The sequence below is a fragment of the Ramlibacter montanisoli genome, from assembly GCF_013087525.1.
GTDB classification, from domain to species: Bacteria; Pseudomonadota; Gammaproteobacteria; order Burkholderiales; family Burkholderiaceae_C; genus Ramlibacter; species Ramlibacter montanisoli.
Map to the genome: position 1 here is coordinate 2,900,818 of NZ_JABFCS010000001.1, position 14,776 is coordinate 2,915,593.

The window sequence follows — 14,776 nt, forward strand, 5'->3', positions numbered from 1 at the left end:
GTGCCTGTCCTTTCCGCGCGCAAGCTGCAGCGCAAGTTCGGCGCGGTCGTGGCCGCGTCCGACATCGACATCGACGTGGCGCAGGGCGAGCGCCTGTGCCTGATCGGCAGCAACGGCGCCGGCAAGACCACCTTCGTCAACATGGTGACGGGCTACCTCAAGCCCACCTCAGGGACCATCCTGCTGGCCGGCGAGGACATCACGCAGCGCTCGCCGCGCGAGGTCACGCGCCGCGGCGTGGCCCGTTCCTTCCAGATCCCGCAGCTGTGCCTGCACATGACGGTGCTGGAGAACATGCTGACCGCCCTGCACTGCAGCCGCGCGCACGCACATTTCCTGCGCCCAGCGCGCGATGCGGAATCGATCGCGCGCTGCGAGCAACTGCTGCGCGACTTCGCGCTCGCCGCGCACACCGAGCGGCCGGTGCGCGAACTTCCCGGCGGCGTGCGCAAGCTGCTGGACATCGCGATGGCCCTCACCGGGCATCCGCGCCTGCTGCTGCTGGACGAACCCACCAGCGGCGTCAGCGCCGACGAGAAGTTCACCACCATGGACACGGTGGTGCGCGCGATCGAAAGCCACCAGGACCGCTCGCCCGTGACCGTGGTCTTCGTGGAGCACGACATGGACATCGTGCGCCGCTACGCGAGCCGGGTGGCCGCCTTCTACAGCGGCCGCGTGATCGCCGACGGCCCGCCGCTGCAGGTGCTGGACGACCCGGACGTGCAGCGCTACGTCACCGGTTCGACCCTGGCGGAAGGGGCGACCGCATGATCTCGATCGAGAACGCGCGCGTCGCGATCCAGAACGTGGAAGTGCTGCGCGGCTTCACGCTGCGCCTGCGGCCGGGCACCCTGGTGGGCCTGATCGGCCGCAACGGTGCGGGCAAGACGACCGCCATGCGCACGGTGATGGGCCACCTGCCGCTGCTGGCCGGCAAGGTATCTCTCGGCGATACCGACCTGGGCCGCACTCCGGCCCACCGGCGCGCCGCGCTGGGCATCGGCTACATGCCCGAAGACCGCGGGCTGGTGCCCGAGCTCACGGTGGAAGAGAACATCTGCCTGCCGCTCTGGGTGTCGAAAGGGCTGGCGGTGCGCGAGCGGCTGGACTTCGTGTACGGCATCCTGCCGGAGCTGCGGGAGATGCGCGAGCGCAAGGCGCTGCTGCTGTCCGGCGGCCAGCAGAAGATGGCGGCGCTGGCGCGCGCCCTGGCCGTGGGCACCCGCGTGCTGCTGCTGGACGAACCCTTCGAGGGCGTGGCGCCGGCCCTGTCGCAGCGGCTGTCGGAAGTGGTCGGGCAGCTGCGCGGCTCGGGCCTGTCGGTGCTGATCTCCCAGTCGGACCTGAACCACTCGCGCCGCTTGCTGGACGAGGAAGTGGTGATCGAACGCGGCGCCAACGTGAGCGAAGGAGCGACGGCATGAGCGATGCCACCTGGCCGGCCGTGCCGCTGCGGCACGAGCGCCACTTCGGCGACCGGGTGCTGCGCTGCTTTGCCGAACGTCCGCCGCACCTCAATGCCATGTTGGCCGCGGCCCACGCGCGGGACGCGCAGGCCGAGGCGCTGGTCGATGGCGACCAGCGCTGGACCTGGGGCGCGCTGCGCGACCAGTCCACGCGGCTCGCGCTGGGGCTGCGCCAGGCGGGCGTGGTTGCCGGCGACCGCGTCGTGCTGCTTGCGCCCAACCACGCGGAATTCGTGATCGCCATGCATGCGGTGCTGCGCCTGGGCGCGGTGCTGGTGCCGGTGAGCATGCGCGAGGCCGGCCCCGGCATAGTCTTCATCCTGAACCAGTGCCGTGCCGCGCTGGTGATCGCCGACCCGGTGATGATGATGCTGGTGCCGCCGGCCCTGAACGACGGCCAGCCGCTGCAGCGCGTGGCGCTCGGCGCCGGCAGCGGCGAAGGCTGGCTGCGCTGGGACGCGCTGCTGGACCAGGATCCCGCGGGTTTCACCGACGCGAACCCGCAGGAGGACGACGCAGCCGTCATCCTCTACACCTCCGGCACCACCGGCGCGCCCAAGGGCGCGGTGCTCACGCACCTGAACCTGGTGCATTCGGTGCTGCACTACGAACATGCGCTCGGACTGCGCGGCGGCGAGCGTGGCCTGCTCGCGGTGCCCGCGTCGCACGTCACCGGGCTGGTCGCGCTGATCCTCGCGATGGCCGGCGTCGGCGGTTGCGTCGTGCTGCTCGCGGATTTCAAGGCGGCGGCCAGCCTCGCGCTGGTGGCGCGCGAACGCGTGAGCTACACGCTGATGGTCCCCGCCATGTACGCCCTGTGGCTGCGCGAGGACACGCTGCAACGCACCGACCTGTCCACGCTGCGGCTCGCGGGCTTCGGCGGCGCGCCGATGGCGCCGGCCACCATCGAGGGCCTGCGCGTGAGCTGCCCGGGCATCCGCCTGTTCAATGCCTACGGCTCCACGGAGACTTCCTCGCCCACGACCATGACGCCGCCGGGCTCGGACGTGCTGGAGGCGGTCGGCAAGCCGCTGCACTGCGCCGACGTGCGCGTGATGGACGACGAGGGCCGCGAGGTGCCGGCCGGCACGCCCGGCGAGGTCTGGATCGCCGGCCCGATGGTGGTGCCGTGCTACTGGGACAACCCGAAGGCCACGGCCGACAGCTTCGTCGCCGGCTACTGGAAGTCCGGCGACATCGCCACGCTGGACGCCCAAGGCTACCTGCGCGTGCACGACCGCAAGAAGGACATGATCAACCGCGGCGGCTACAAGGTGTTCTCGGTGGAAGTGGAGAACTGCCTCCTCGGGCATCCGGCCGTGCAGGAAGCGGCGACGGTGGGCGTGCCGTGTCCGGTGCTCGGTGAACGCATCCACGCCTTCGTGTACGCGCCCGCGGCGCGCGATGCGGAGAAGCTGCGCGAGGAGCTCACCGCACGGTGCCGGAACGAGCTGGCGGATTACAAGACGCCGGATTTCTGGACCTGGCTGCAGGAGCCGCTGCCGCGGAATGCGAACGGGAAGGTGATGAAGCGCGTCTTGCGCGAACGGGTCTAGCGTCCCCTACTTCCGTTTCGCCCGCGGATGCGCCGCGTCATACGCTTTCGCCAGGTGCTGGAAATCCAGCCGCGTGTACACCTGCGTGGTGCCGATGTTCGCGTGCCCCAGCAGCTTCTGCACCGCGCGCGCCAAGTCCCCGCTGGACTGCAGCAGGTGGCTGGCGAAGGAATGGCGCAGCATGTGCGGGTGCACCGGCGTCGCCAGCCCCGCCTGCAGGCTGCGCTGCTTCAGCCGCTGCCACACCGCCTGCGCGCTCAGGCGCGCGCCATGGCGGCCGGTGAACAGCGCCGCCTGCTGTGCATGCGGCCCGGCGGCCCGCACGTCCAGCCACTGCCGCACCGCCTCGATCGCCTTGCGGCCCACCGGCACGGTGCGCCGCTTGCTGCCCTTGCCCAGCACGTGCGCCTCGCCCGCCTGCAGGTCGATCCAGCCCTTCGCCGTGCCGCTCGCCTGCGCATCCAGGCCCACCAGCTCGCCCACCCGCAAGCCGCAGCCGTAGAGCAGCTCCACGATCGCGACGTCGCGCGCTTCCAGCCACGGGTCGGCGGTCTCGGCGCTGAACTCCGCGAACTGCACGGCCTCGTCCACGCTCAGGGCCTTGGGCAGCGGCTTGGGCGCCCTGGGCGCCTTCACGTCCAGGATCGGGTTGCTCTTGACCAGCCCTTCGCGCCCCAGCCAGGTGTAGAAGCCGCGCCAGCCGGAGAGGATCAAGGCGATGCCGCGGCCGCTGCGGCCGCCGGAATTCATCTGCGCGACCCAGCGCCGCACGTGCGCGTTCTGCACGCGCGTGAGTTCCACGCCCGCTTTCGCCGCGTTCTCCGACAGCTTCTGCAGGTCCAGCGCGTACAGCTCCACGGTGCGCGCCGCGAGCCGCTTCTCGACGCGGACGTGTTCGAGGTAGCGCTCGACCAGACCGGCGTCGTCCATGCCCGCCTTCAGCGCGGACGCAGCCGCGACAGCGCGGCGCTCGCCAGTTCGGCGATGCGCTCCAGGAAGTCCGTGGCCAGCCCGGACTCGAAGCGCTGCGGGTCCGGCGAGGCCAGCACCAGCATGCCGAACGCGGGGGCCGGCCCGTTGACGGCACCGGGCCGCAGCGGGATCAGCGCGATCGACAGGGCCGTGGCGGGATCGTCCAGCCAGCCAACCGGCTCCAGCCCGGAGGACATGCCGCAATAGGGCTGCGTGAGGGACGAGGCGAAGCTCTTGGCGTCTTCGCTCACGCCCTGCGCGAAGGGCTCCTCGCCGTAGCGCGTGTCCACGTCCCAGACCTTCAGCGCCACCTGCGGCACCATGAACTGCTTGTGCAGTTCGGCCACCAGCGTGGCCGGCAGCGCGCGCGTGGACTGCACCAGCAGCAGCGACTGCGCCCAGCGGTGGATGCGGTCGGAGATCACCATGTTCTCGTTGCCGTGCCGCACCATCTGCATGATGCGGTGCTCCAGCGCCTTGATCTTCTCGCGCAGCATCTCCGCCTGCCGCTCCTGCAGGCTGACCGCGCGGTTGCCGTGCGGGCTGGTCAGGTGCACGGAAGCGAGCAGTTCCGCGTGCCGCTCGAAGAAGTCCGGGCTGTTGGCCAGCCAGTCGGCGATGTCGTCTTCCGTGATCGGGTTCATGGGGTTGTTATCCATCAGTCCTGCAATTCGATTTCACCTTCGAAGACCGTCACGGCGGGGCCCGTCATCAGCACCGGCGCGTCGCCGCCCGCCCACTCGATGGTGAGCAGGCCGCCGCGGGTCTCCACGTCCACCCGCGCGTCCAGCTTGCCCAGGCGGATGCCGGCCACCGCCGCGGCACAGGCACCCGTGCCGCAGGCGAGCGTCTCGCCCGCGCCGCGTTCCCACACGCGCAGGCGGATGCGCCCGCGCTCCTGGATCTCCATGAAGCCCGCGTTCACGCGCCGGGGGAAGCGCGGATGGTGCTCGATCAGCGGGCCCTGCGTCTTCACCGGCGCGTGGTCCACGTCGTGCACCTCCTGCACGGCGTGCGGGTTGCCCATCGAGAGCACCGCCACGGAAACGATTTCCGACTCGGCGTGGGTGCCCAGCGCCAGGTGCCACTTCTCCCAGCTGCCTTCGCGGTGCGGGCTCAGGCCGGCGATGTCGAAGGGCACCTGCGGCGCATCGAACACCGGCCGCCCCATGTCCACGGTGACGCGGCCGTCGGGATGCAGCCGCGGCTCGATCACGCCCGAAAGCGTCTGCACGCGGATCGTCTCGCCGCGCGCCAGGCCCTTGTCGGCCACGTAGCGCGCGAAGCAGCGCGCGCCGTTGCCGCACTGCTCCACCTCGCCGCCGTCGGAGTTGTGGATCACGTATTCGAAATCGATGCCGGGCGCGGGCGAGGGCCGCACCGAAAGGATCTGGTCGGCGCCGATGCCGAAGTGGCGGTCGGCCAGCTGCCGGTACTGCTCCGGCGTGAGCTTCAGGCGCTCGCGAGTCTCGTCGAGCACGACGAAGTCGTTGCCCGCGCCTTGCATCTTGGTGAAGCGGATGCGCATGCCGCGATTATCCGCGCAGGCGGTCCAGGAAGCGATCGACGAAGAACAGGCGGTCCTGTCCCCACCAGCGTTCCTGGTGTCCGCGCACGATGAAGGTGGGCGCGCCGAACACGCCCAGCTGCACCGCCTCCTCGCTGAAGGAGCGGTACTCCTGCTGCACGGCGGGCGTGCGCTCCAGGGCGTGCAGGGCCCGGCCGTCGTAGCCGTTCTCGTCGGCCACCGCCACCCGCACCGTCGCCTGCGAGGTGTCCCGCTCCTCGGCCCACAGGGCGCGCAAGAGGGCATGCGAGAGCACGAAGGCGTCCTCGCCCCGCTGCTGCGCGGCGATCACCATCCAGCCGGCGTACTTGTTCCAGTCCGGGTCGGCCGGGGTCGATTGCGGGTAGTGGCTGGGTTCGAGGTTCAACGGCATGCCCAGGTGGTCGCGCCAGCGCGCCAGTTCCTCGGCGTGGTAGCTGCGGCGCGGGGCCGGCCGGGTGCGGATCGGGATGCCGCCGGTCTGCTGCACCACCGCCTGGAAGTCATAGGGCTTGAGCACCAGCTTCACGCGGTGCCTGCGGACGATGTCCTGCAGCTGCGGCCCGGCAAAATAGGCCCACGGCGATGACAGGCTGTAATAGCAGTCCAGTTGAATCGTCATCCGCGGATGATATGCCCGTGAACGAGCTTCCCCCGCCCTGCCCCCGGTGCCGCCGCAGGCCGTCGCCAGTCTTCGTGACGATGCCGCGCTGGCGCGGCTGGCACGCGACGCGCGTGCCGACCTGGCGCGGCTGAACTTCCCGCCGCCCGGCTGGGTGCCGCCCACGGGCGCCCCCGACGGCCGGCCGGTGCTGGACGTGCTGGTGGCCGGCGCGGGCATGTGCGGCCAGACGGCCGCCTATGCGCTGCTGCGCGAAGGCGTGGCGAACCTGCGCGTGATCGACCGCGCCGCGCGCGGCGAGGAAGGCCCCTGGGGGACCTATGCGCGCATGGTGACGCTGCGCAGCCCCAAGCACCTCACGGGGCCGGACCTGGGCGTGCCTTCGCTCAGTTTCCGCGCCTGGTACGAGGCGCAGCACGGCGAGGCAGGCTGGGCCACCCTGCACAAGGTGGGGCGGATCGACTGGCGCGACTACCTGCTGTGGGTGCGCGAACGGTCGGCCTGCCGGTGGACAACGGGGTGTCGCTGGATTCCGTGGAGGATGAGGCCGGCCTGCTGCGCGCCACGCTGCAATCGCCGCGCGGCACCGAAACCGTGTGGACCCGCAAGCTGGTGCTGGCCCTCGGCCGCGACGGCAGCGGCGCGCCGCGCTGGCCGGAGTTCGCCTCGCTGCGGCGCGACGACCCGGTGGCAGCCGCCCGCGTGTTCCATTCCGCCGATCCCATCGACTTCGAGGCCTGGCGCGGCAAGCGCATCGGCGTGCTGGGCGCGGGGGCTTCCGCCTTCGACAACGCCGCCTGCGCGCTGGAAGCGGGCGCGCGCGTCGACCTGTTCGCCCGCCGGCCCTTCCTGCCGCAGGTGAACAAGAGCAAGTGGACCTCCTTCGCGGGCTTCTTCCGCGGCTACGAGTCGCTGGACGACCAGCGCAAGTGGCGCTTCTACACCTACATCTTCGACGAGCAGGTGCCGCCGCCCTGGGAAACGGTGCGCCGCTGCGACGCGCACGCGGGCTTCACGCTGCGGCTGGCCACGCCCTGGCTGGACGTGCGGCCCGGGCAGGACGGCGTGCGGATCACCACGCCGTCAGGGCAGGAGCGCTTCGACGCGGTGATCTTCGGCACCGGCTTCGACGTGGACCTGCCGGAGCGGCCCGAGCTGGCGCGCTACCGCGGCGCGATCGACACCTGGGCGCGGCACGTCACGCCGGAACAGGCGCGCGCCAATGAGGAGGCCGCGCGCTTCCCTTACCTGGGGCCGGGATTCGAGCTGCGCAGCGCCGATGGCCCGCAGCGCGAGGCGCTCGCGGCCATGCACCTGTTCAACTGGGGCAGCACGATGAGCCACGGGGCACTCGCGGGTGACATCCCGGGGTTGGCGATCGGCGCAGGCCGGCTGGCGCAATCGATCGCGCGCGACCTGTTCGTGGCGGATGCGGACCTGCATTGGGAAAGGCTGCAGGCACTGGAGGAGCCGGAGTTGCTGGCGACGAAGTGGTATGTGCCGCCGGAGCGGCGGGGCTAGCTGGGGTTCGGGCTGCGCCGCTCACCGCCAGCCTACGAAGGCGATCCGTAGGCTGGGGTGAGCCCGAAGGCGAACCCCAGCGGTGCGCGCAGCGCTCAATCGATCGTGATGTTCGCCGCCCGCACCACCTCCGCCCACTTCTGCCGGTTGTTCTTCACCGTCACGCGGAACTGCTCCGGCGTCTCCAGCCGCACCGCGTTGCCCGTGCCTTCCAGCTTGGCGCGCACTTCCGGCATCTGCAGCACCTGGCGCACCGCCGCGTTCATCTTGGCGGTGACCGCGGGATCGGTGCCCTTGGGCGCGAACAAGGCGAACCAGGTCGTGCTCTCGAAGTTCTGCGCGCCCGGCACGCCGCTCTCGGCGATCGTCGGCACTTCCTGGATCACGCCCACGCGCCTGGCGGTGGTCACGCCCAGCAGCCTCACCTTGCCCGCCTTGTACTGCGTCAGCACGGTCTGCACCTGGTTCATGATGCAGCAGGTCTCGCCCTTGAGCACGCCCTGCATGGCCTCCGGCCCGCCCTTGTAGGGCACGTGCACCATGTTCAGCCCCAGCTTCGAGTTCATCTCGGCGAAGGCCATGTGCGTGCCGGTGCCGTTGCCGGTGGACGCGTAGTTGTACTTGCCGGGGTTCGCCTTCACGAGGTCGACGAACTCCTTGAAGGTGCGCACGTTCATCACGTCCGGATTGACCGTCAGCACGTTCGACACGTCGATGATCGGCGTGACCGGCACGAAGTCCGCTTCCACGTCGAAGGGCAGCTTCTTGTACAGCGCCGCGTTGCTGCCATGTGTGGCGGCGGTGCCGAACACCAGCGTGTAGCCGTCCGGCTTGGCACGCGAGACGTACTCCAGCGCCACGTTGCCGGCGGCGCCCACCTTGTAGTCGATCACCACCGGCTGCCCGAGCACGCGCGACAGCGGCTCCTGGATGGTGCGCCCGACCACGTCCACGCCGGAGCCGGCGGGGAAGGTCATGACGATGGTGACGGGCTGCTGCGGCCAGTCGGCCTGCGCGATCGCCGCGGGCACGATGGACACGGCCGCCAGGGCAGCCACGAGAGGGAGGCGGATCTTCGACAGGATGTTCACGCGGGGACTCCTTGGTCACAACGACGGCCCATTGTGGCAAGCCGCGCGCAACCCTGCCACCATGAGCTTATGCTTCCGTGTTTCCCCCTAGGACGAGAGGAAGCCATGCGCATTCCCGACTGGACCCCCGAACGCAAGCCGCAGCCGCAGGACCTGGTGCAGGCGATCCTGGAACGGCGGGGCGGCGAGCTGCTCAACCTCGACCGCGCCCTGCTCTGGAGCGAGCCGCTGGCCCGCGGCTGGAACGCCTACCTGAAGAACGTGCGCACCGGCCTGGGCGCCAGCCGCCAGCTGCGCGAGCTGGGGATCTGCACGGTCGCGCTGCTCACCGGCGCGCACTACGAGTACCACCACCATGCGCCGGACTACCTGGACGCGGGCGGCACGCAGGCCAGCCTGGAGGCCCTGCAGGCCTACGTGAAGGCCGGCGCGAAGGGCGAGCCGCCCGGCCTGAACGGCGACGAGGCGCTGGTGGTGCGCTACGCCGCGCACATGACGCGCGACGTGCAGGTCGAGGACGCGATCTTCGCGCGCATGCGCGAGCGCTTCGACACCACGGAACTGGTGGAGATCACGGCGGCCATCGCCACCTACAACATGGTCGCGCGCTTCCTCGTCGCGCTCGGGGTGACGCCGGAGTCCTAATCCGCCTTGATGTTGTTGTCCTTGACGACCACCGCCCAGGTCTCGATCTGCTTGTCGATGAAGGCCCGGGCGGCGTCCGGCGGCCCGCCGACGATGGTCATGCCCTGGCCCGCGAGCTTGGCGGAGATCTCGGGCACCTTCAGCGCCTTGTTGATCTCCTCGTTCATGCGCGCGACGATGGCCGGCAGCACCTTGGCCGAGGTCAGCACGCCCCACCACGCGGGCGCATCGAAGCCGGCATAGCCGCTCTCCGCCACCGTCGGCACGTCCGGCAGGTCGGGCGAGCGCTTGCTGGTGGTCACGGCCAGCGGCCGCAGGCGCTTGGCGTCGATGTGCGGCTTGGTCACGACGATGGAGGCGATCGACAGCGGCACGTGGCCGGCGATCGCATCCTGCATCAGCGGCCCGCCGCCCTTGTAGGGCACGTGCGTCCATTCGAGCCCGCCGCTCCTGCCCAGCAAGGCCATGGCAAGGTGGCCCAGGCTGCCGTTGCCGACGCTGCCGACGCTGACGTTCTTCTTCGCCTTGGCGGCCGCCACCACGTCGCCGAAGGTCTTGTAGTCGGAAGCCACCGGCGTCGCCAGCACCATCGGCGCGGTGCCCAGCAGGATCACCGGCGCCAGGTCCTTGCGCGTGTCGAAAGGCATGTTGGCGATCAGGCTCGGGTTCACGGCGTGCGTGTCGAACACCACGGCGTAGGTGTAGCCGTCGGGCGTGGCGGTGGCGACCGAGCCGGTGCCGATCGCACCGGAGGCGCCGGCCTTGTTCTCCACGATCACCGTCTGCCCCAGCTGCTGCGTCAGCTGCGCCGCCAGGATGCGCGCGACCTGGTCCACCGAGCCACCCGGGGAAACACCGCCACCAGCTTCACCGGCTGCCGCTTCGGCCAGTCGCCCACCTGGGCCTGGACGGGGAGCACGGCACAGGCGGCGAGCGCGAGGACGAGCAAGGTTCTGCGGGTTTTCATGGAGGCTCCGCGTGATGTAATCGTCGGCATGGTACGAGCCAGCCAGCTTCTGCACCCTCAGCGTGAACCCGCAGTGCCGCGCCCCGCGGCCACCGTCCTGCTGCTGCGCGACAGCGGCGCGGGCGTGGAGGTGCTGATGACGCGCCGCTCGGCCACCGCCAGCTTCGCGCCAGGTGCCTACGTGTTCCCCGGCGGCGGCATCGATGCCGCGGATGCACAGGCCCACGACATCGCCGCGCGCCGCGCCACCCAGCAGGACCTGCCCCTCACGCAGGCGATCGCCGCCATCCGCGAGAGCTTCGAGGAGCTGGGCATCCTGCTGGCGCGCCATCGTGACGGCCGGCCCGTGGATGCGGCCGACGTCGCCGCACTGGACCGCGACGCACCCTTCGCCGCGCAATGCCGCGAGCGAGGCTTGGTGCTCGCCGCCGACCAGGTCTACGTGCTGGCGCACTGGATCACCGACCGCGACCTGCCGCGCCGCTTCGACGTGCCCTTCCTCGCCGCGCGCATGCCGCAGGGCCAGTCGCCCGTCGCCGACGAAGCGGAACAGTTCGAGCCGGTGTGGGTGCGACCCGCCGAGGCGCTGTCGCGGCACCAGGCCGGCCAGTTCTTCATGATCTTCCCCACCATCCGCACGCTGGAGCGGCTGGAGAAGTTCGAGTCGGTGGACGCGGTGCTGGCGGCCTGCGCGAGCGAGCAGCCGCTGTGGACCAGCTGTCCGCGCGCCGGCTTCGTGCAGGGCGCCGAGGCGCGCTTCATGGAACACGAGATGCAGTACGGCGAGCTCGCGCTGACCTGCCCCGACGGCCGCTGCTGCACCACCTGGACTGGCGCACCGACCAGCCGGTGCCGCTGCTGAAGAACGTGGTGCGCGTGACCGCGCCCAACCCCGGCGTGATGACCGGACCGGGCACCAACTGCTACATCGTCGGCGATCCCGACACCGGCTACATCGTGATCGACCCGGGTCCGGAGGACGCCGAGCACCAGCAGCGCATCTGGCGCGCCACCAACGGCGACATCCGCCTGATCGTCTGCACGCATTCCCATGCCGACCATTCGCCCGGCGCGCGGCCGCTGCAGGCCCTGTGTCGCACGCGGCCCCCATCCTCGGCCTGCCCTCGGCGCCCACGGCGCGCCCCGCCAGCGAGTTCACGCCCGACCGCGTGCTGAAGGACGGCGAAGTGGTCACTGTGGAAGGCAACGGCCGCACGCACAGCCTGCAGGCCATCCACACGCCGGGCCACGCGGCCAACCACCTGTGCCTGGTGCTGCTGGAAGACGGATTGCTGCTCTCCGGCGACCACATCCTCAATGGCAGCACCACCGTGGTGGACCCTCCGGACGGCGACATGACGGCCTACCTGGAATCGCTGGACCGGCTCTCCGAAGCCTGCGGCAGCCACGGCATCGAGTTCATCCTGCCCGCGCACGGCCACGTGCTGGGCTTCGCGCGCAAGGCCATCGCCATGCTCAAGGCGCACCGCCTGCAGCGCGAGGCGCGCATCCTGGCCGCCATGCGCGAGCGCCCCGGCGGCACGCTGGAGGACTGGGTCGAGCTCGCCTATGCGGACGTGCCGCCGCGCATGTGGCCGGTGGCCAAGCGCTCCCTGCTGGCGCACGTACAACGCATCGAAGCCCTGCAACTGGCCGGTTGAGGGCCGCCCCGCTACACTGGTCCCGACACTGTTGGGAGGGGCAGGGATGGACGGAAGCAGCGCACGGCCGCGGGCGGAGATTGCCGCCTGGCCGCTGGAATTCACGGGCACCGGCGGCGAGTATTTCCGGGTGTGGATCGTCAACCTGCTGCTGACCATCGTGACGCTGGGTTTCTACACCCCGCTGGCGCGCCGCCGCACCGCGCAGTACTTCTACGGCCACACCATGGTGGCCGACAGCCCGCTGGAATTCACCGCGCAGACCAAGCGCATGCTGGTCGGCTTCGTCCTGTTCGTGGCGCTGTACGCGGCCTTCAAGTTCGCCGCCGAGACCGGGCAGGACACCACGGTGGCCGTCATGCTGGTGGGGGCGCAGTACTGGCGCCCTACTTCTGGGCCAGCGCGATGCGCTTCCGCTTCAACGCCACGCGCTGGCGCGGCGTGCGCCTGCAGTTCACCGCGAAATGGGGCGAGGTGTACCGGGCGAGCTGGCCGGTGTTCGCCTTCGCGGCGATCTGGGCCGTGGGCTTCAGCCTGATCGAGCGCTACATCCCCAAGGGCCGCGGCACCGGTTCGATCGGCGCCGCGCTGGGCATCGGCCTGGCTTGCGGCATCCTGAGCATCCTGTGCGCGATCCGCCTGGAATACAACTACAAGAGCCTGATGGTCGCGCGCGGCCGCATCGGCGGCCAGCCGGGCCGCTGGAAGCCGCAGTTCGGCGACTTCGTGCGCATCTGGCTGGCCACGCTGGGCGTGTTCCTGCTGGCCGTCATCGTGGTGTGGCTGGCCATCTTCCTCATGTTCGGCGGCTACATCGCCGCGTTCAAGGGCGTCAAGGACGGCGGCATGCGCGCCGTGATGCTCGGCATCGCCCTGGCGATCGTCGCCCTGTTCCTGCTGTTCCTGGCCTCGGCGCCGGCGCGCGCGTACCGCGAGGCCCGCATGTTCCAGCTGGTGTGGAACAACATCGGCGTGAGCAGCGTGGCCCGCTTCAAGTGCCGGCTGAAGCCCTGGCGCTACGTGCGGCTGCGGGTGAAGAACGTGATCCTCTCGCTGCTCACGCTCGGCTTCTACCGGCCGTTCGCCAAGGTGAGCGAATACCGCATGAAGACCGACTCGGTCACGCTGCACGTCAAGGGCGGGCTGGACCAGCTGGCCGGCCAGCTGGCGCGCGAGGAACAGGCGGTGGGCGACGCGATCGCCGACGCCGTCGGCCTCGAGCTGGTGGGTTGAGCATGGGCCAGCCGCTGCGCGGCCACTGGTTCGACGGCCGCAGCAGCGCGGCACGCGAGGTGCACGTGCAGCTGCAGCCCGGCCCGCGCGGGCCTTCGCTGCTGCTGCGCGCGGCCGACGGCGAGACGCTGGAACTGCGGAACGACCAGGTCGGCTGGCCGGAGCGCTGGAGCGCGGGACGCGCGCCGCGCAGGCTGGCCGTCGACCTCGGCGCGCATGGCAGCCTGCAGCTGGACGACCCGCAGGGCTGGCAGCAGGCGCTGGCGGCCGCCGGCCACCAGGCCACGCTGGCGCAGCACATGCAGACGCGCTGGTCGATGTTCGCCGCGGTGCTGGTGGTGGCCGCGGGCCTGGTGTTCGCGTTCTACCGGTGGGGCACGCCCTGGGCGGCGACGCAGCTCACGCGGCAGGTGCCGATCGGCTGGGAGACCAGCCTGACCGACCGCTTCCTGGGCGACCTGGACCAGGGCTGGCTGAAACCGAGCAAGCTGCCGCGCGAGCGGCAGGACGCATTGCGCGCCCGCTTCGACACGCTCGCGCGCTCGCTGCCGCCGGAGCTGCGCCGCTACCGCGGCTACGAGCCGAAGCTGGTGCTGCACTTCCGCAACGGAATGGGCGCGAACGCCTTCGCGCTGCCCGGGGGCACCGTCGTGATGACCGACGGCATCGTCGAACTCGCCGACCAGCACAAGCTGGGCGACGAGGCGCTGGTCGGCGTTCTGGCCCACGAGATCGGTCACGTGCTGCACCGGCACACCACGCGCATCATCGTGGAACAGGGCGTGCTGAACGTGGGACTGGGGCTGGCGCTGGGCGATGTGTCGTGGCTGCTGTCCACCGGCAGCTCGCTGCTCACGGGGCTGGCCTACCGCCGCAACCACGAGTCGGAAGCCGACTGCTTCGCCGTCGCCCTGATGACGCGCACCGGCGGCCGCACCGAGCCGATGGCGGACCTGCTGCTGCGCATGGAGGCCGCCGCGGAGGCCAAGGCCGGCGGCGAGAGGAAGGCGAAGCGCGAGGACGGCAGCTGGATCGAGTTCCTGAGCAGCCACCCCGCGACGCCGCAGCGCGCGCAGGGCCTGAAGCGGGGCCAGGGCTGCGCGCAATGAAAGTGTGAAGCTCGCCGTTACGCCGGATTCTGTGCATCCGGTTGCCCGGATGTGACCGCCATTCTTCTGGGCCGGGAGTCGCCTCCACGGCTCGATGCTGCCTACCCGCCAGCTCCGCGGGACCACGTCGACGCTGGCCTATTTGGCATTGCTGCGCGTAGAGATTGCCCGTTTCACCCCCATGACCCGCTTGCGCGAACCACGGGACTCGTCTCTGTTGCTCTGATCCTCACCTCGCGGTGGACAGGTGTTGCCTGCTACGCTGCCCTATGCAGTCCGGACGTTCCTCCAGTGCGGCCTTTCGGCACTTGCACCAGCAGCGGCCTGGCGTGCTTCACGAAGGGATTATCCCCCGCAATGAAAAAGGCCGCTTCGCAGCGGCCT

Annotated in this window: 14 protein-coding genes, 1 other RNA gene and 2 pseudogenes; 9 read left to right on the plus strand and 8 right to left on the minus strand. The window is 70.6% G+C overall.

Annotation, left to right across the window (positions count from 1 at the left end):
- The 3 genes from HK415_RS14225 to HK415_RS14235 are packed head-to-tail and all read left to right on the plus strand — an operon-like array spanning nucleotide 1 to nucleotide 3,025.
- Nucleotides 1-774 carry an ABC transporter ATP-binding protein gene (locus tag HK415_RS14225; protein WP_309246843.1) on the plus strand — a complete coding sequence of 258 codons (774 nt, stop codon included), beginning with the start codon at nucleotides 1-3 and terminating at the stop codon, nucleotides 772-774.
- Nucleotides 771-1,427 carry an ABC transporter ATP-binding protein gene (locus tag HK415_RS14230; protein WP_171560346.1) on the plus strand — a complete coding sequence of 219 codons (657 nt, stop codon included), beginning with the start codon at nucleotides 771-773 and terminating at the stop codon, nucleotides 1,425-1,427. Before HK415_RS14225 ends, HK415_RS14230 begins: the two co-directional genes overlap by 4 nt.
- A complete protein-coding gene (locus HK415_RS14235) occupies nucleotides 1,424-3,025 on the plus strand; it encodes a class I adenylate-forming enzyme family protein (RefSeq protein WP_171560349.1) in 1,602 nt (533 codons plus the stop codon). Before HK415_RS14230 ends, HK415_RS14235 begins: the two co-directional genes overlap by 4 nt.
- Nucleotides 3,026-3,031: 6 nt before the next feature.
- Here HK415_RS14235 and HK415_RS14240 read toward each other — a convergent pair whose 3' ends face one another.
- The 4 genes from HK415_RS14240 to HK415_RS14255 are packed head-to-tail and all read right to left on the minus strand — an operon-like array spanning nucleotide 3,032 to nucleotide 6,165.
- Nucleotides 3,032-3,955: a tyrosine recombinase XerC gene (locus HK415_RS14240; protein WP_171560353.1), complete on the minus strand. Its 924-nt coding sequence runs from the start codon at nucleotides 3,953-3,955 to the stop codon at nucleotides 3,032-3,034.
- A gap of 8 nt (nucleotides 3,956-3,963) precedes the next feature.
- Nucleotides 3,964-4,641: a DUF484 family protein gene (locus tag HK415_RS14245; RefSeq protein WP_253261887.1), complete on the minus strand. Its 678-nt coding sequence runs from the start codon at nucleotides 4,639-4,641 to the stop codon at nucleotides 3,964-3,966.
- A gap of 14 nt (nucleotides 4,642-4,655) precedes the next feature.
- Nucleotides 4,656-5,525, minus strand: coding sequence for a diaminopimelate epimerase (dapF, locus tag HK415_RS14250; protein ID WP_171560361.1), 870 nt, complete (start codon nucleotides 5,523-5,525; stop codon nucleotides 4,656-4,658).
- Between the two features lie 7 nt (nucleotides 5,526-5,532).
- Nucleotides 5,533-6,165 (minus strand): 2-hydroxychromene-2-carboxylate isomerase, encoded by a 633-nt coding sequence (locus HK415_RS14255; RefSeq protein WP_171560365.1) that lies wholly within the window; start codon nucleotides 6,163-6,165, stop codon nucleotides 5,533-5,535.
- Between the two features lie 480 nt (nucleotides 6,166-6,645).
- Here HK415_RS14255 and HK415_RS14260 point away from each other — a divergent pair, with 480 nt between their 5' ends.
- Nucleotides 6,646-7,686 (plus strand): NAD(P)/FAD-dependent oxidoreductase, encoded by a 1,041-nt coding sequence (locus tag HK415_RS14260; protein ID WP_171560368.1) that lies wholly within the window; start codon nucleotides 6,646-6,648, stop codon nucleotides 7,684-7,686.
- 95 nt (nucleotides 7,687-7,781) lie between these two features.
- On the opposite strand, the gene HK415_RS14265 is transcribed toward HK415_RS14260, so the two are convergent.
- Nucleotides 7,782-8,768, minus strand: coding sequence for a Bug family tripartite tricarboxylate transporter substrate binding protein (locus HK415_RS14265; protein ID WP_373684655.1), 987 nt, complete (start codon nucleotides 8,766-8,768; stop codon nucleotides 7,782-7,784).
- A gap of 114 nt (nucleotides 8,769-8,882) precedes the next feature.
- Here HK415_RS14265 and HK415_RS14270 point away from each other — a divergent pair, with 114 nt between their 5' ends.
- Nucleotides 8,883-9,422 carry a carboxymuconolactone decarboxylase family protein gene (locus HK415_RS14270; RefSeq protein WP_171560371.1) on the plus strand — a complete coding sequence of 180 codons (540 nt, stop codon included), beginning with the start codon at nucleotides 8,883-8,885 and terminating at the stop codon, nucleotides 9,420-9,422.
- Here the strand turns inward: HK415_RS14270 and HK415_RS14275 are convergent.
- Nucleotides 9,419-10,258 (minus strand): tripartite tricarboxylate transporter substrate binding protein, encoded by an 840-nt coding sequence (locus HK415_RS14275; protein WP_309246700.1) that lies wholly within the window; start codon nucleotides 10,256-10,258, stop codon nucleotides 9,419-9,421. The two genes, HK415_RS14270 and HK415_RS14275, sit on opposite strands and share 4 nt — an antisense overlap.
- Complete coding sequence (locus tag HK415_RS25215; RefSeq protein ID WP_253261888.1) at nucleotides 10,222-10,389, minus strand: hypothetical protein; 168 nt, start codon at nucleotides 10,387-10,389, stop codon at nucleotides 10,222-10,224. The genes HK415_RS14275 and HK415_RS25215 overlap by 37 nt, the downstream gene beginning before the upstream one ends.
- 28 nt (nucleotides 10,390-10,417) lie before the next feature.
- On the opposite strand from HK415_RS25215, the pseudogene HK415_RS14280 reads away from it, so the two are divergent.
- From HK415_RS14280 to HK415_RS14290, 4 genes and pseudogenes are all read left to right on the plus strand, one after another.
- Nucleotides 10,418-12,050: pseudogene (locus HK415_RS14280) on the plus strand (MBL fold metallo-hydrolase).
- Nucleotides 12,051-12,096: 46 nt separating this feature from the next.
- A pseudogene (locus HK415_RS25220) lies at nucleotides 12,097-12,357 on the plus strand (DUF898 family protein); the annotation flags it as partial.
- Nucleotides 12,358-12,455: 98 nt separating this feature from the next.
- Nucleotides 12,456-13,283 carry a DUF898 family protein gene (locus HK415_RS14285; RefSeq protein ID WP_253261889.1) on the plus strand — a complete coding sequence of 276 codons (828 nt, stop codon included), beginning with the start codon at nucleotides 12,456-12,458 and terminating at the stop codon, nucleotides 13,281-13,283.
- Between the two features lie 2 nt (nucleotides 13,284-13,285).
- Nucleotides 13,286-14,392, plus strand: coding sequence for a M48 family metallopeptidase (locus HK415_RS14290; RefSeq protein ID WP_171560374.1), 1,107 nt, complete (start codon nucleotides 13,286-13,288; stop codon nucleotides 14,390-14,392).
- 2 nt (nucleotides 14,393-14,394) lie between these two features.
- On the opposite strand, the gene rnpB is transcribed toward HK415_RS14290, so the two are convergent.
- An RNA gene (rnpB, locus tag HK415_RS14295) (RNase P RNA component class A) lies at nucleotides 14,395-14,728 on the minus strand.
- Nucleotides 14,729-14,776: the final 48 nt, after the last annotated feature.

What these genes read in the sequence shown, in the direction of transcription:
- HK415_RS25215 (WP_253261888.1), bottom strand. Translation starts at nt 10,389, where the DNA reads ATGAAAACCCGCAGAACCTTGCTCGTCCTCGCGCTCGCCGCCTGTGCC.
- HK415_RS14240 (WP_171560353.1), bottom strand. Translation starts at nt 3,955, where the DNA reads ATGGACGACGCCGGTCTGGTCGAGCGCTACCTCGAACACGTCCGCGTC.
- HK415_RS14290 (WP_171560374.1), top strand. Translation starts at nt 13,286, where the DNA reads ATGGGCCAGCCGCTGCGCGGCCACTGGTTCGACGGCCGCAGCAGCGCG.
- HK415_RS14235 (WP_171560349.1), top strand. Translation starts at nt 1,424, where the DNA reads ATGAGCGATGCCACCTGGCCGGCCGTGCCGCTGCGGCACGAGCGCCAC.
- HK415_RS14230 (WP_171560346.1), top strand. Translation starts at nt 771, where the DNA reads ATGATCTCGATCGAGAACGCGCGCGTCGCGATCCAGAACGTGGAAGTG.
- HK415_RS14270 (WP_171560371.1), top strand. Translation starts at nt 8,883, where the DNA reads ATGCGCATTCCCGACTGGACCCCCGAACGCAAGCCGCAGCCGCAGGAC.
- dapF (WP_171560361.1), bottom strand. Translation starts at nt 5,525, where the DNA reads ATGCGCATCCGCTTCACCAAGATGCAAGGCGCGGGCAACGACTTCGTC.
- HK415_RS14285 (WP_253261889.1), top strand. Translation starts at nt 12,456, where the DNA reads ATGCGCTTCCGCTTCAACGCCACGCGCTGGCGCGGCGTGCGCCTGCAG.
- HK415_RS14255 (WP_171560365.1), bottom strand. Translation starts at nt 6,165, where the DNA reads ATGACGATTCAACTGGACTGCTATTACAGCCTGTCATCGCCGTGGGCC.
- HK415_RS14245 (WP_253261887.1), bottom strand. Translation starts at nt 4,641, where the DNA reads ATGAACCCGATCACGGAAGACGACATCGCCGACTGGCTGGCCAACAGC.